Origin of the sequence: Candidatus Zymogenus saltonus, assembly GCA_016929395.1 — a bacterium.
GTDB lineage: Bacteria > Desulfobacterota > Zymogenia > Zymogenales > Zymogenaceae > Zymogenus > Zymogenus saltonus.
The window spans coordinates 1-14426 of sequence record JAFGIX010000054.1 but is presented as its reverse complement, the minus strand read 5'-3'; the positions used below and the strand labels follow the sequence as shown (position 1 = coordinate 14426).

General features: G+C 44.0%; 12 protein-coding genes. 1 reads left to right on the top strand and 11 read right to left on the bottom strand.

Annotated features, from left to right (window positions below; genetic code table 11):
* Nucleotides 1-12: 12 nt before the first annotated feature.
* Nucleotides 13-1344: a WG repeat-containing protein gene (locus tag JW984_10485; protein MBN1573611.1), complete on the bottom strand. Its 1332-nt coding sequence runs from the start codon at nt 1342-1344 to the stop codon at nt 13-15.
* A gap of 50 nt (nt 1345-1394) precedes the next feature.
* On the bottom strand, nt 1395-2387 hold the full coding sequence (locus JW984_10480; protein MBN1573610.1) for a VWA domain-containing protein: 993 nt from the start codon (nt 2385-2387) through the stop codon (nt 1395-1397).
* On the opposite strand from JW984_10480, the gene JW984_10475 reads away from it, so the two are divergent.
* Complete coding sequence (locus JW984_10475) at nt 2368-2598, top strand: hypothetical protein (protein ID MBN1573609.1); 231 nt, start codon at nt 2368-2370, stop codon at nt 2596-2598. The genes JW984_10480 and JW984_10475 overlap by 20 nt on opposite strands.
* Before the next feature lie 81 nt (nt 2599-2679).
* Here JW984_10475 and JW984_10470 read toward each other — a convergent pair whose 3' ends face one another.
* The 9 genes from JW984_10470 to JW984_10430 form a co-directional block, all read right to left on the bottom strand.
* Nucleotides 2680-4851, bottom strand: a complete 2172-nt coding sequence (locus JW984_10470) for a WG repeat-containing protein (protein MBN1573608.1) — start codon at nt 4849-4851, stop codon at nt 2680-2682.
* A gap of 119 nt (nt 4852-4970) precedes the next feature.
* Entirely contained in the window at nt 4971-5975 is a 1005-nt protein-coding gene (locus JW984_10465) for a serine/threonine-protein phosphatase (GenBank protein ID MBN1573607.1), read from the bottom strand.
* 23 nt (nt 5976-5998) lie between these two features.
* Nucleotides 5999-7393: a PQQ-binding-like beta-propeller repeat protein gene (locus JW984_10460; protein ID MBN1573606.1), complete on the bottom strand. Its 1395-nt coding sequence runs from the start codon at nt 7391-7393 to the stop codon at nt 5999-6001.
* A gap of 17 nt (nt 7394-7410) precedes the next feature.
* Entirely contained in the window at nt 7411-8139 is a 729-nt protein-coding gene (locus tag JW984_10455; protein ID MBN1573605.1) for a tetratricopeptide repeat protein, read from the bottom strand.
* A gap of 37 nt (nt 8140-8176) precedes the next feature.
* The gene (locus tag JW984_10450; protein ID MBN1573604.1) at nt 8177-9499 is read right to left on the bottom strand and encodes a WG repeat-containing protein; all 1323 of its coding nucleotides are present in this window, start codon (nt 9497-9499) and stop codon (nt 8177-8179) included.
* A gap of 30 nt (nt 9500-9529) precedes the next feature.
* Complete coding sequence (locus JW984_10445) at nt 9530-10993, bottom strand: serine/threonine protein kinase (GenBank protein MBN1573603.1); 1464 nt, start codon at nt 10991-10993, stop codon at nt 9530-9532.
* A gap of 37 nt (nt 10994-11030) precedes the next feature.
* Nucleotides 11031-12764 (bottom strand): VWA domain-containing protein, encoded by a 1734-nt coding sequence (locus JW984_10440; protein ID MBN1573602.1) that lies wholly within the window; start codon nt 12762-12764, stop codon nt 11031-11033.
* A 55-nt stretch (nt 12765-12819) separates the two neighbouring features.
* Entirely contained in the window at nt 12820-14268 is a 1449-nt protein-coding gene (locus JW984_10435; GenBank protein ID MBN1573601.1) for a PQQ-binding-like beta-propeller repeat protein, read from the bottom strand.
* Between the two features lie 37 nt (nt 14269-14305).
* A partial coding sequence (locus JW984_10430; GenBank protein ID MBN1573600.1) for a PQQ-binding-like beta-propeller repeat protein occupies nt 14306-14426 on the bottom strand: 121 nt, incomplete at its 5' end.

Below are 14426 nucleotides of genomic sequence, written 5' to 3'. Positions count from 1 at the left end.
AAAGGGTTGCAATTATTTCAGCGGATTTTTTATGTAGCCCCATTTATCACCGATTTTCACCTGAGCCAGTCCTTCGCTGAAATGCCCGTAACCATCAAACTGCAAATTGATAATATACTTTCCGGTCTTGTCGATGTAGACTCTTTTTTCACCGATTCTCACTATAGCTAGCCCCTCTCTGAAAGACCCGGATCTATCAAACTGCGGGGTGATGACAATTTTTCCGGTCTTATCTATATAGCCCCACTTGCCGCCGATTTTCACACAAGCCAGGCCCTCGCTGTAACAATCTGCATCATCAAACTGCAGGTTGATGACTATCTTCCCGCTCTTGTCTATGAAGCCCCGCTTCCCTTCGACAACGACCATCGCCAGCCCCTCGCTGAAAAAACGAACAGAATTAAACTGAGGGCTGATTACATATTTCCCGGTCTTGTCGATAAAGCCTGACTTTAGACCTCTTATTTTCATATTAGCCATGCCCTCTTTGAAATCATAGATTTGGTCAAACTGTGGGTTGATGATTGTCTTCCCGGTCTTGTCTATGAAGCCGTACTTGCCGCCGATTTCCACACGAGCCAGTCCCTCGCTGAAAGGGTTGGCACGATCAAACTGAGGTTTGATGACGTATTTCCCGGTCTTATCTATATAGCCCCACTTGCCGCCGATTTTCACCAAAGCCAGCCCCTCACTGAAAACATCGGCATAATCAAATTGCGGGTTGACGATATACTTTCCTGTCTTATCTATATAGCCCCACTTACCACCGATTTTCACACTAGCCAGGCCCTCGCTGAAATCCCAGACACCATCAAACTGCGGGTTGATTACTATCTTCCCGGTCTTATCGATGTAGCCATACTTATCACCGATTTTCACCTGAGCCAGGCCCTCGTTGAAACTCCCAGCATCATCAAACTGCGGGGTGATGACAAATTCCGGTTGTACGGGATATTTCTTCACCGGTTTTCGCTCCGGCCTCGGCTCCGGCTTTGTCTCGGACACTTCCACCTTGAAGCTTACCAACAACCCAGTTGTTACTTTCTCAACGTTCTCGTGGGTCGTTACAAGAGCAACGGCCTTATGGCTTTCGAGAGATACGATCTCAATATACGCAATCGCGTCGCCGTCTTTTGTGACCCAGCCCAGCTGCTTCTCTTTGAGCTTATCACTGTACCCAAGGTCTATCTTTATAACCGTTCCCTTGCTACCATCCCCGCTTATTACAGAAATAATTGTCCCGCTCTTTGTCTCCGTCTTTGCCATCAAAAATGTGGAAAGCGATATCAAGAAAGCAAAAACCAGCAAAGAGACCAGTACATATGAATATTTTTTTCCTTTCATGGAAAGCACCTCCAATTTTTTGGTATGAAATTGTCTCTTAGGAAAAACTCCTACTTCCTTGCCTTCACCGCCTTTAGTATCAAAACCAACAATATCACCACCAGCAACACAAAGGCGATAGCAATCAACGTGTATAAGATAGCCTGCCATTCAGATTCCGCCACATTTTTCTTCTGATAATCGAGAAGTATCCCGGTATTGGGTGGGGGGTTGGTGGAGGCCAAAAATTCTCTTGTTCCACTGATCTTCTCGCCACCGTAACGAAGGCCCACATCGATGGTGTGAAAAAGGACAACCCGATCGGGGCGCTCGGGAAAGGGGGATGTAAAAGATAGGCGGTACTGGGCGTGTATCTGGTCGGAGATAAGCTCATATATCTCCTTTAGGTCTTCCGGCTTCGGGGCAAAGAAAAATCTCCCGCCCGTCTCCTCGGCAATATATTTTAGCACATCGGCGTTTATCTCGTTTCCCAGACCCACGGTAATGACAACTGCCCTGCCCACACCCGCCGCACTGACCGAATCTTCCTTGGTGGAGGTGCTGTTGGCCTTATCGTTTCTCCCATCGGTCAGGATAATCACGATTCGCCTTCCATCGGGTGCATCCTTTAATACATCGGCCGAATCGATGATTGCCTGATACAATGCGGTATCTCCCTTGTATTTGAGGCCACGGATTGTATTGACCAATGCAGTTTTATCATCCGTGAGGGGCATATCTTGATAAACATCCTGATCAAATGTGACGATGGCGGCTTTGTCCCCCACCTCAAGTAGATTTACGAAGGCCTCTGCGGCGTTCTTTGCCTTTTCCAGTGGTTTGCCCGCCATACTCCCGGAGATATCGATAGCCAGAACCACCGAAAGTGGGTCAGTCACAGGATCGGCCTCGATTATCTTGAGGTCTCCTACGGGTTTCTCCTCTTCGGTAACCGTGAGGTCTTTTATATCAATGAGGTTAATCGGCCTGTCATCGGGATCGGTAATCGAGAGGTAAGCAGTGATGGTGGGATAGTCTTTGAGGTTGAGCTGGGATAAGGTCACAACGCCAATATTTGATGAAGGTGATTTCGAAGATGGATTAGAAGTTTTTTCGGCCGAAAGGCACGGTAAGATCGAGAGAACAAAAAAAATTGTTAAAGTTCCAAACAAGGGGAAAATGGCTTTGCGATTATATTTCTCTTTCATATTTTATTCTCCTATTATTGAGATTATCTATCAGTACTCGATAACTGAATTAGAAAAATTCAATTAAACTTTGGAATAGGTATAAACAATAAGAAAAACTCTTTGCAATGAAACATTTTTATGGGCATTTTGTATTCCATTAACGTTATTACCAATTGCATTTCCAATCTCCGGAACCTGAATTTGAATAGATTAATATATTTACGTAACCACTTGAATCCCATGCCGAGAATGATGTATACTTTTTCAAAGAATATTTCGTTTCCTTGCCGCCGGAATGTATAAATCTAATCCAAAAATCTTCTGATTTGTTTTCACAAGTAAATCTAATTGGGGATTGTTTGTTCTCTTTCCGCGACACAGGTACCCTAAATTTGCATGAATCTCCGGGGCCTGACAGATACCCCAATGCAGATGATTCCGTTGAATGGCATTCTCCCTTGATTAGTTCTCCAGTTTGGTCTATATACCACCATTTCCCCCCTGATTCCACTTTCGCCCTACCACCCTCGAAATCACTTGCTTTATCAAATCGTGGGATTACGATATATTTCCATGTTTTGTCAATATAGCCATATTTATCATTGATCTTTACTCGTGCAATGCCATTGATGAAATCACCAATAAAATCAAACCTAGGTTCAGCTATATATTTTCCTGTTTTATCAATATAGCCATACTTATCATTAATCTTGACTTTTGCAATACCGTCGATGAAATCACCAATAAAATCAAACTTAGTTTCAGCTATACATTTTCCTGTTTTATCAATATAGCCATATTTATTATTAATCTTGACTCTTGCAATACCGTCGATGAAATCACCAATAAAATCAAACTTAGGTTCAGCTACATATTTTCCCGTTTTATCAATGTAGCCATATTTATCACCGATCATTACTTCGGCTAATCCTTCGCTGAAATTTTCAGCTTTATCAAAACGAGGATCTGCGATGAAATATCCCCTTCTATCTATATAGCCATACTTATCTCCCATCTTCACCACTGCAATACCATCGATGAAATCACCAGCTTCATCAAATCGAGGCTCAATAATTATATGGAAGAATCCTTCACCTACCATCACCTTTTTATCATCGGCATAACCCCATTTATCTTTAATCATCACTCTGTAAAGGCCTGATTTTAATTCATCGTAATCATCTACACTCTTCATACTTGAACATGTATGCACCAAGGGAAATAAGGCTATTGATATACCAATAACAATGAGAATTGACAGCGCTGCAATAACAAGTTTTCTATTACGTGGGAAGGCATGCTTTTGGGTTTTTAGCTTTAGTTTCAATTCTTGTACTTTATCCTTCCTCTTCTTCTTAATTAGGTCCGGGGCTGTAGGAGCTTTGCTTTTATCAGCTTTTCTTGGTTTTGGTTCGGAGGTTTTGGTCTCTTTTTCAGATTCTTTCTTTATTACAGTAATAAATTCATCTGCTGTCTCGATTCTCTTTTCCCGATCCTTTTCCATCACCCTTTCGAGCAGCCCTAGAGCCCAGCCTGGAATATCGGGACGCAGACTCTCTATTGGCTCCGCTTCTTCACTCAGTATCTTGGCGATGGCGGACACTCCTGTATCTGAGCGAAATGGAGATTTCCCAGTCAGCATCTCATAAAGCACAACTCCCAACGAATAGATATCCGTCCTCCCATCGAGCTTCTTCCCCTTGATTTGTTCTAAACTCATATATTCCGGTGTGCCGATAGATGTCCCGGTAGTTGTCTGACCCTTTTCACCCAATGCTTTGGATATCCCAAAATCTGTAATCACCGCCTTTCCTGACCTGTCTATGATGATATTGGCAGGCTTGATATCTCTATGAAGGATTCCCTTGGAATGGGCATAGGCCAGCCCTTCGGCCACCTGCGAGGCGATGGAGAAGGCCTCATCAATAGACAACAGCCCCCTGTCATTGATGATCTCCACGAGGTCATCTCCATCAACATAATCCATCGAGATGAAATAGGTATCCCTGACAGGGCCGGTATCGTTTACCAAGACAATATTTTCGTGTCTCAGTTTTGCGACGGTCTTCGCCTCGTTCTCAAAGCGGGAAAGAAATTTCTTGTTGCGAGCGAGCTCCGGATGAAGTATTTTCAGAGCAACGGTTATATCAAGCCTTTTGTCATGAGCTTTGTAGATCGTTCCCATCCCACCTTCAGCTATCTTCTCGAGCACCTCGTATCGTTTTTCAATGATCGTCCCAACAAAAGGATCTTCGTCTCCTTTTAACCTCGCCCCGCATTTCTTACAGAATTCAGCATCTTTTGGATTTTTGTAATCACAATTACCGCAAATAGGCATGATCTTTTACTCCGACAATTAAAAAAATGGATACTCGTTCACAATTTACTTAATTCAAATTTGGACTATCGGAATTGGTATTTTTATATTCTCTATGTTCCCCCCACATCGTCCTAATTCTAAGGGATATCTCCCAATGGCTTTGATGTCGATTGCCCCGCACGAGGCATTACATTTTTTTCGATTCCCCTATAATCCTTTACGATTTGCCATATAATAAAAACAAGCAAGATTGAGAGAAGCACCAAAATCCCTTTCAAAAGATTTCTGAAGTTTTTATTGCTCAATGGTTGAATGCGTGGGAGCTCTTTTAAATCACTGAATAATTTTGGGTTTCTCTTTAATTGGCCGAATTCCGCCATGACTACCGTGATATTGTCGTGCCCACCACGATGATTTGCCAGCTTTATGAGTCTGTCACTTGCTATCTTTATGCTTTTCGATTTGTGGATAATCGACAATATCTCGGTATCCGACACGAGATCCCAAAGGCCATCGGAACAGAGTAGCAAAATGTCTCCATCCAAGAGATTGATTTTTCTCGGCGGATCAACTTTCAGAGATTCGCCCGATCCCAATGACTTTAAGATTACGTTTTTATGAGGGAAATCCTTCGCCTCTTCAGGAGTGAGTTTTCCATCCCGCACAAGGCTCGCCACGTAGGAGTGATCCTCGGTAACCTGAACAATTTCGTCGTTTCTGATATGATAAGCGCGGCTGTCCCCAACGTGACCAATCAATGCCTTATTGTCTATTATGAACGCCCCGGTAAAGGTAGTGCCAGGGGCTTTGTGTGTATCCCCTCCAGAAAGATCTCTAACTCTTTTATCCGCAGCTTTTATTATCGATACAATCGCCTTATCTTCTTTACCGATAAATTTGTCGAGCTTGCTGACGCTCTTCGGTTTGAAAATTTCATCAACGAATCTCACCACGGAACTGCTGGCCCTATCTCCGCCAACGTGTCCGCCCATGCCATCGGCAACAATGAGGACGGAGCGTATGTTCAGGGGATTTTTACCGGCTTGTCTTAAGGCCAGGAAGCTGTCTTCATTGTTTTCTCTGACTTTGCCGGTATCGGTTCTCCATGAAAAGGTTATAGGTAGGGTATGAGTATTTTTCATTTATTCTGTCTCGTATTTTGAGGTTATTGAATTTTGATAGCATAAAGCCAACCATCTACCGATGTGTGTTTTAATCCCTCAACACAAATGAAATATAGAATACTATTTTCCACACATAATCCATAAACTTCCTTAATATTTTCTTCTGTATACCTCCATAATATTTTTCCCGAGTAAGCGTCCAAAGCATACACATAACCATCATTATCTCCAATATATACCCTGCCTTTCGACAACACTGGAGCTGAAAATCTTGTAGAACCTTCTAACTTCGCTTCCCAATTGACCCTTCCGGAATCAAGATTTATTGATATTAAACTGCTCTCGATGTTATAGAACACATTACTCCCATTAATAACAGAATGTGCTCTAAAAAAATCCCCAAAACCAAAATTAGAAGGATATCGTTGCTGTTTTACAATCTCTCCAGAATCTTTATCCAGACAAAAAAGTCCTTCAACACAGGGAATGATAAGTGTATTTTTGTAATTCACTACTTCTTCTGTTCTCGGTTTTACCTTCTTTTTCCATATTAAACTTCCTGTTTTTGAATTCAGACAATATACTTGTTCTTGATCCCAGCCATATACTTTACTATCAAAAATAATCGGGGCATTATAGATACTTTCATAAGTCTTATATCTCCAAAGCAAACTGCCGCTTCTGGCATCTCTTGCTATAATACCCTGATGAATTACGCTATAAAATAACATATTATCAATAAAAACGGGGGGGCCATCGTAGACTTGTTCGGTTTGCTTCGCCCAAAAAAGATACCCTGTGTCAATATTGAAAGCGCATATTGAAAACGAGTTACATACATAAAGTGTATTACTATAAACCATTGGTGAGTTTATAGGAAAAATGCTACTTTCAAACACATCCTTGTCAAATTTCCAACATTGTTTTCCCGTCATTGAGTTAAGGGCATACAATTCAGAGGATCCAAAATAGATAGTCCCATTAGAAAAAAGAGGCTTTACAGTTTCTGGTACATTAGCAATATTAAACCTGCCAAATCGCCACAGAAAAGTCGGTTCTTTAATTTTTGAAACAGTTTTCTTTTCCGGTATAATCTCCTCCTTTACATCCACTTTAAAGCTGATTCTCAGCCCCGAAGTGACCTTTGCCACATGCTCATGGGTCGTGACAATGGCTATTGCAGAATTATTTTCGACAGACAATATCTTGATATAAGCTATATTTTCATCACCCTTTGAAACCCAACCTAAATCGCCTTTTTTCAGGTTATTGTTGGAACCGAGGTTAATCGTTATCGTCGTTCCCACGCTCCCGTTTCCACCCTCCACGGCCGTGATCGTTCCGCTTATGGTCTTTGTCTTGGAAGCTACATACACTGGAGATAGAATCAAGAAGGTTATAATAGTAAAAAGTATATATGCTTTTATTGGTTTCATCTTTTTCCCCTATTTGCTTATTCATAACTTCCTGGATCTTCTAAATGCCAATGATAGTTTCTACAACAATTACTATCACCATGCTCACAACCTATTCGTAAGTAGTCCTTGGCTGTTCCGTGCCACGTTCCCTCGTAGTTTTTATATGTTACGGCTAAAACCCAATAGTAATATTCATTGTTCGGATTAATTTCCAAAGCTCTCTTAAAGTCAGATATTGCTTGAGTATACTTTTTCATTCTACTGTATGAATAAGCTCTATTTTTGTATGCTTCTTCATAATTTGGGTTTATTTTTATTGCCTCTGTAAAAGATCGAACAGCTTCCTCATAGTGTTCCTTTTTATGTTGTTCTCTCCCTTTTTTAAACCACTCTTCAGATTTTTCCTTGTCACTTTTCGGCTTTGTCTCAGTTACTTCCACCTTAAACCCCACCGACAGGCCAGACGTCACCTTCACCACGTGCTGGTGGGTTGTGACAATGGCTATTGCAGAATTACTGTGCACCGATATTATCTTGATATACGCAATTACCTCACTGCCTTTGCTCACCCAGCCCAGGTCGCCTTCTTTTATATTTTTGCTGGAACCAATATTTATCTTTATAGTCGTTCCCACGCTCCCATTCCCTGCCTCAACCGAAGTTATCGCTCCGCTTATGGTCTTTGTCTTTGAAGCAACGTACATTGGAGATAGAACCAAGATAGAAATAATGCCAAGAAGGACAAATATCTTAATCGATTTCATATATTTCTCCTGTTCTTGTAATTCAAAAAATCTGAAATTATTTCAACGGATTTTTTATATAGCCGTACTTGCCGCCGATTTTAACAGGAGCCAGGCCCTCTCTGAAATTACCGGCATTTTCAAACTGCGGGGTGATGATATACTTCCCGGTCTTGTCGATGTAACCCCACTTACTACCGATTTTCACTAAAGCCAGGCCCTCTCTAAAACCTAAAGCATCATCAAACTTTGGGTTGACGATAATCTTCCCGGTCTTGTCGATATAGCCGTACTTGCCACCGATTTCTACCCGAGCCAAGCCCTCGCTGAAATTACCAACCCCTTCAAACTGCGGGGTTATCACAATTTTTCCGGTCTTGTCTATGTAACCTCTCTTGCTGCCGTTAAACACCGTAGCCAGACCCTCGCTGAAAACCCCGACATAAAGAGACTGCGTGGTAAAAACATATTTCCCGGTCTTGTCTATGCAACCGCCCTTGTCGCCGATACGAACAAAAGCCAGACCCTCGCTGAAAGGCCGGGTAAAATTAAACTGCGGTTTGATAATATATCTCCCGGTCCTGTCTATGTAGCCCTCCTTATCGCCGATCCATGCAGTAGCCAGGCCTTCGTTGAAAGGATAGGCTCCATCAAACTGGGGTTTGATTACTAGTTTCCCTGTCTTGTCGATGTAGCCCTTCTTCCCTCCGATTTCTACCCAAGCCAGGCCCTCGCTGAATGAGTAGGCATCATCAAACTGATAAGGGTTAATAACATACTTCCCGGTCTTATCGATATAGCCATACTTATCACCGATTTTCACCTGAGCCAGGCCCTCGTTGAAACTCCCAGCATCATCAAACTGCGGGTTGACGACATATTTCCCGGTCTTGCCTATGTAACCCCTCTTGCCGCCGATGTTTATCGGAGCCAGGCCCTCGCTGAAAGACCCGGCATCATCAAACTGGGGTTTGATGACAAATTCCGGTTGTACGGGATATTTCTTCACCGGCTTTCGCTCCGGCTTCGGCTCCGGCTTCGTTTCGGTTACATCCACCTTAAACCCCACCGGCAGCCCAGCAGTCACCTTCACTACGTGCTGATGGGTCGTCACAATAGCTATTGCCGAATTACTGTGCACAGATATAATTTTAATATACGCAATCACCTCACTACCTTTGCTCACCCAGCCCAGGTCGCCTTCTTTGATATTTTTACTGGAGCCGATATTTATCCTTATCGTCGTCCCGACGCTCCCGTTTCCGCCCTCCACGACCGTTATTGTCCCGCTTATGGTCTTTGTAGTTGCCTCAGTATATAAAGGCATTATTACAACTGCCATCGCGAATAGAAGAATCACAAACAATAAAGCCTTTTTCATTTCCCTTTCCTCCTATGGTAAAATTTCTTGTTACCTGTTGAGGTAATCTCGCAGCGTTACCAACAACTCCTTTACCTTTTTGTATCTCTTCTTCGGGTCCTTCTCCATCATCTTCAATACTATCTCTTCAAGCTCTTCCGGCACGTCAGGATTTATCTCTCTCGGAGGCTTCGGTTCCACTTCCTCATGCCGCCGCATAATGGTATAGAAATCAGGCCCGCTGAACGGCACCTCGCCGGTCAACAGCTCGTAGAAAACCACGCCCAGCGAGTAGATATCATACCCCGGTGAAACGGGATGGCCCTTTGCGGCATCGGGGCATGAATAGAGGGCGGTGCCGATCAACGCCTTTCCGGTTCCCATGGTGCCCCCCTGCGTGGCGATTCCGAAATCGGTCAATATTGCGGGACTTTGACCTTTTTTGTCTTTAAACATGACATTCTCGGGTTTGATATCGCGGTGGTACACCGGCGGGTTCTGGCTGTGGGCATAATCAAGCGCCTTCGCAACGTCCATGACTATCTTCGCGGATCGCTCAGGCTCCAATATGCCCTCCTTTTCGATGAGCTTTCTAAGGTCAGTCCCGTCAACGTATTCCATAGCGATAAACTTCGTCCCCGTTTCGGCCTTCCCATATTCATACAACTGAATGATATTCTCATGAAACAGGATATCTCCCAGTTCGGCCTCCTGGTTGAAACGATTGACAAACTCCTTATCTTCCTGATAATTCTCGTAAGGTATCTTGAGGGCGGCCTTCTGAGTGCCCCCACCTTTTTCAAACTCCGCCTCCAAAACATAGGCCATACCGCCCCTGGCTATAGTCTTTGTTACCAGATATTTCCCGAAACGCTTGCCCGTAAACCGCTGCTCTTTGGAAGCAATAGGCCCGTCATCATATTCAGCCGGCGGTGCTTTGGATTTTGTCTTTGAAGCCTTTAGCTTTGGTTTATCCTTGGCAGCTGCCGCACCTCCCATGTATAATGATCTCCTTCGCATCAGTATAAACAACAATACGATAACAAGCACCGCAATCAACAGGAGAAGTATAACCATCACATATCCCCAGAATTCTTCGTCTTCCATAAAGGATTTAAATCTTGGTGCGGGACCTCTCTCCTCGACAGGTGGTGGAGGCAGTTTTATCAGAGATATCTCCCTGCTTACTGTCAGAATCGGCAATCCTTCCGGCGTCTTGGGAATTATAACTTCAAACTTCGCGGGCTTATATCCATCCAGTGTAAATGAGAGGGTATAATCGCCCGGCTTAATATTAATTGATTTCCCGGTTGAACTTTTCACCAATCCTTCATCATCCAAAATACCACTGTATACACTTGCCCCGTCGAGGGTCACTTTTATACCGGTTAGATCCCTCTGAAAAAGCCCCGAACCGCTCTTTGGTATAATCTTTAGCTCATTGGCGAAAATCTGACTCGAAAATGACAGAAACATTAATAGCGCCAAGCCATAATAGGAAAACCTTGATTTCACGATTAACTCCTTTTTCCATTATACATATTTAAATATTCTACCTTTTTTCCAATATTTTAGTCTTTGAGCCTCCCGATATCCCCGAGATTGATTTCAGCACATCCAGTTTTGCGTCCGATCCCACGGGAACGGTTTCTATCTCCACACCGAGAGTGGTTGCCTTGAACTTGAGTTGATCTATCGTCGCGGTGCTTGCCGTGTCAATACCATCGGTTATGACGTAGACGATCCTTCTTCCCCCCGGCGCATTGTCTAGAACATTCATGGCATCCAAAAGAGCGTCTCGCAAGGCCGTGCCGCCGCCGGGTTTTAAACGATGTAAGGAACTAATTATGATACCTCTCTTTTCATTGAAATCGTGAAGGAGCCTGGAGCTGTTGTTGAACTTCATCAACGCGATCCTGTCCTTCGGCCCCGCCTTGTTGACGTAGTCCGTGGCAATATCTATGGCCTGGTATATCTTGCTCTTGCTTCCCATGCTGGCGCTGACATCCATCAAAAGGACTGTATAGGAGAGTCCCACCGGTCCCGCGGTAATTGGCACCCCGGATTCCGTATCCGTCTTTTTGAGAATCGACGGGAGATTCGTGTCTTTTTGTGTGTCTTTAGACTCGGTCAATATAGACGATATATCCGGGCCTTTCGGCTTCTCGGCAACGGTGGGCGGCTTTTCCTCCGTCGTGGGCGGCAGAGACATCGTAATGGAAGGGCTTGGTCCCTCCGGTGCTTTCACCATAAAATCCGTTTTGGCTTCCGCCTTATCTACTTTTACAATGATCTCATGCTTTCTCGGGCTGTTGAATACGAATTCCTTTGTCGGCACTATTTTGATAATATCGTCCGGTTTTAGATTTAGCTTTTTCAGCTCGGTTGCGTCTAAGAGGGTAATTTCTTCGATGGTCTTTCTTCTGGAGTAGCTTATGTGACCTTTTTTTAGAGTATACCCAGGCGTGAACTCATTGGCATAATCTTGCAATATCTCGATTTTTACAATCTCCATGACAAGCGATTTTCCGGTCAGATCGGAGGAGGCCGGTGAATAGACAATTTCCGGCGATATTTTCTCTCCCATCGCTATCTCGTTTTTCCCGCTTTTATCTATCGTTACTGTAATCGTGGGTTTGGCGGGTATGCCTATGTTTTTAAGGTCGACCTCCGTTGGAACGGCGGGTATCTCTGTGAGCTTTTTCCCCAGCGGAATTACATGGCTGAAATTGCCTTCGGAAATAACGATGCTTTCGATACCAAGCTCGGGCATCGTAAGGCTTGTGACAATATCTATGAGCTCAGATGGTATAAAGGTCAGAAATGTGACTACTTCCCCGGCGGCCTTTTGATTGTTGATGATGGTTACAGAATATTTGTAGTGGCCTCCCAATACCTTCGCCATCCTCGTGTTGGGGATGGTGAAAACTTCCGCCAGCTCAACGTGATGAAATGATGCAGGCATTGTCTGGATGTGCTCTTTCCACGCCTTTTTCTGTTCTTCCGTATACTCATTGCCAAAAAATTTGACCTCAACGAAATCCACTTTACCGTCATTTTCAAGAAATAGCTCTAAAAATACATCGGCATGTTTGATTTCTTCGTGGATCACCGCACTTGCGATGAGCTTTTTCACCTTTACCCGATGCTCGACCTTGTCGGGGAGCAGATAGACTTCGGCCTTGCCGTTCTTGTGGATTAAATCCTGTCCAAACACGAGAGATGCCGAGAGGAAGATAAAAAGAACGGACAGGGATATTTTTAGAAAAAATCTTCGAAAGTCCATTTTAATATTATCCTCACTGTAAAAATTAGAAAATCAAAATTCTTAATACGTCTCCTTATTTCACCGCGTATAGAAAACCATTAGCACACCCGAAATAGACCACGCCGTCTAAAACACAGGGAGATGAGTATATTCTATAACCCGTCTTGAACCACCACTTCTCCTGGCCTGTTTTGATATCCACGGCGTACAGATGACCATCCCAACACCCGAAATAGACCGTACCGTCCACGACACAGGGGGAGGAGGATACTTTATCACCCGTTTTGAACCGCCACTTTTCTTGAGCTGTCTTCGTGTCAACGGCGTAGAGATTTTCATCATTGCTCCCGAAATAGACAACCCCGTGCACAACACAGGGGGAGGAATATACATAACCACCAGTCTTAAACCGCCACTTCTCTTGACCCGTCCTTGCATCCACGGCGTAAAGATTGGAATCTTGGCTTCCGAAATAGACCACACCGTCCACTACACACGGGGAGGAATATAAACATTCAGGCCTCTTGAACCGCCACTTCTCTTGCCCCGTCTTTGCATCCACAGCGTAGAGAGCATCACGCCCGAAGTAGACCACGCCGTCCATCAAGCATGGGGAGGAGTCTCTAAAACTACTACCCGTCTTGAACCGCCACTTTTCTTGACCTGTCTTCGTGTCAACGGCGTAGAGATTTTCATCATTGCTCCCGAAATAGATAATCCCATTCACAACACAGGGGGAGGATTCTACATAACCACTAGTCTTAAACCGCCACTTCTCAAAACCTTTCTTGGCATCAACGGCGTAGAGATGATAATCCCCCCCGAAATAGACCACACTGTCTACGACACATGGGGAGGATTCTATAGTACCCGTCTTGAACCGCCACTTTTCTTGACCTGTCTTCGTATCCACAGCATGAAGAAAACCAAAACCATCAATACTCCCGAAGTAAACAATACCGTCCACAACACAAGGAGATAAAGATATAACATGATTATTTGTATTGAACTTCCAGAGGACTTCTGATGCTTCGGGAACGCCCCTGGTTATCCACGTGCCGGTGCGGGCGGGGTTCCCCCGAAACATCGGCATGTACGGATATATCTTTCCCTGTGTTTTTGATATCGGTGCTTCTTTTGGTTTTTCCCCAATTTTTTTATCCGGCTTCGATTCCGGCTTTGCCTCGGTCACCTCCACCTTAAAGTGGACAGGAAGCCCGGACATTACCTTCACCACGTTTTCATGGGCGGTAACAACAGCAGCGGCGGAGTTTGTGCCCACCGTTATTATCTTGATATAAGCTATATTTTCATCCCCCTTGCTTACCCATCCCAGGTCGCCCTTTTTCAGGTTATTGTTGGAACCGAGGTTGATTGTTATGGTCGTCCCCACGCTCCCGTTTCCCGCCTCGACCGAGGCGATTGTCCCGCTTATGGTCTTTGTCTTGGAAGCAACGTACATTGGGGATAGAAACAAAAGTGCTGTAATAATGAAAAGAAAATTTACTTTTACAGTTTTCATTTTTTACCCCTTATGAGTAAATTTTACAAGATTTGTCTTATTTCACCGCGTAGAGAAAGCCATCACCACTCCCGAAATAGACCACACCGTCCACAACACAGGGAGAAGAGTATACACCAATGCTAGTCTTGAACCGCCACTTTTCTTGGCCTGTCTTG

Bases quoted from the DNA above. Each gene is read 5' to 3' on its own strand.
- JW984_10455 (MBN1573605.1), bottom strand. From the start codon at position 8,139: ATGAAATCGATTAAGATATTTGTCCTTCTTGGCATTATTTCTATCTTG.
- JW984_10470 (MBN1573608.1), bottom strand. From the start codon at position 4,851: ATGCCTATTTGCGGTAATTGTGATTACAAAAATCCAAAAGATGCTGAA.
- JW984_10465 (MBN1573607.1), bottom strand. From the start codon at position 5,975: ATGAAAAATACTCATACCCTACCTATAACCTTTTCATGGAGAACCGAT.
- JW984_10460 (MBN1573606.1), bottom strand. From the start codon at position 7,393: ATGAAACCAATAAAAGCATATATACTTTTTACTATTATAACCTTCTTG.
- JW984_10440 (MBN1573602.1), bottom strand. From the start codon at position 12,764: ATGGACTTTCGAAGATTTTTTCTAAAAATATCCCTGTCCGTTCTTTTT.
- JW984_10485 (MBN1573611.1), bottom strand. From the start codon at position 1,344: ATGAAAGGAAAAAAATATTCATATGTACTGGTCTCTTTGCTGGTTTTT.
- JW984_10435 (MBN1573601.1), bottom strand. From the start codon at position 14,268: ATGAAAACTGTAAAAGTAAATTTTCTTTTCATTATTACAGCACTTTTG.
- JW984_10450 (MBN1573604.1), bottom strand. From the start codon at position 9,499: ATGAAAAAGGCTTTATTGTTTGTGATTCTTCTATTCGCGATGGCAGTT.